The sequence below is a fragment of the Acidovorax sp. KPB24-03 genome, assembly GCF_057546605.1.
The window spans coordinates 1-689 of record NZ_BAAJYR010000877.1 but is presented as its reverse complement, the minus strand read 5'-3'; the positions used below and the strand labels follow the sequence as shown (position 1 = coordinate 689).

The window sequence follows — 689 nt, the reverse complement described above, 5'->3', positions numbered from 1 at the left end:
ATCGGCGAGCCAGCGCATCGCGCGGCCCACGCTGGCCGGCGCCAGCGCGTGGGCCAGGCGGCCGGGCAGCGCAGGCGCGCCGAGCCAGGTCACGTCGCGCGGGCGGGTGGACAGGCCCACGATGGCATCGGCCACGCGGCGCGGGTCCACCATGGGCAGCGGCGGCCGGATGCTGCGGCCCGTGTAGTTGGCGCCGTGCGAGAGGCCCGGCGAATCGACGAAGGTGGGGGCCACGTCGCACACGTGCACGTGGGGCAGGTCGGACACCTCGGCGCGCAGGCTTTCCGACAGCCCGCGCAGGCCGAACTTGCTTGCGGTGTAGGCCGCCGCATAGGGCGCGGGCACCCAGCCGCCCATCGAGATGAGGTTGACCAGCGTGCCGCGGCCACGTTCGCGAAAGTGCGGCAGCACGACGTGCGCGCCGTGCAGGTGGCCCAGCAGGTTGGACTCCAGCACGCGGCGGTGCGCGGCCACGGGCACGTCTTCGAAACGCCCCACGGCGCCCACGCCCACGCTGTTCACCCACACGTCGATGTGGCCGAAATGGCGCAGCGCCTTGGCCCGCAGGGCCTGTACGGCCTGGGGATCGGTCACGTCGGTGGGCACGCCAATGGCGGTGCCGCCCTCGGCCCGGCAGGCCAGCGCCACCGCCGACAGGGTGCCCGCATCGCGCGAGGCCAGCACGATGC

Annotated in this window: 1 protein-coding gene; it reads right to left on the bottom strand. The window is 74.6% G+C overall.

Annotated elements, in window-relative coordinates; all coding sequences use genetic code 11:
• On the bottom strand, positions 1-689 hold a 689-nt coding region (locus AC27KI_RS26575), incomplete at both ends, for an SDR family oxidoreductase (RefSeq protein WP_487116874.1).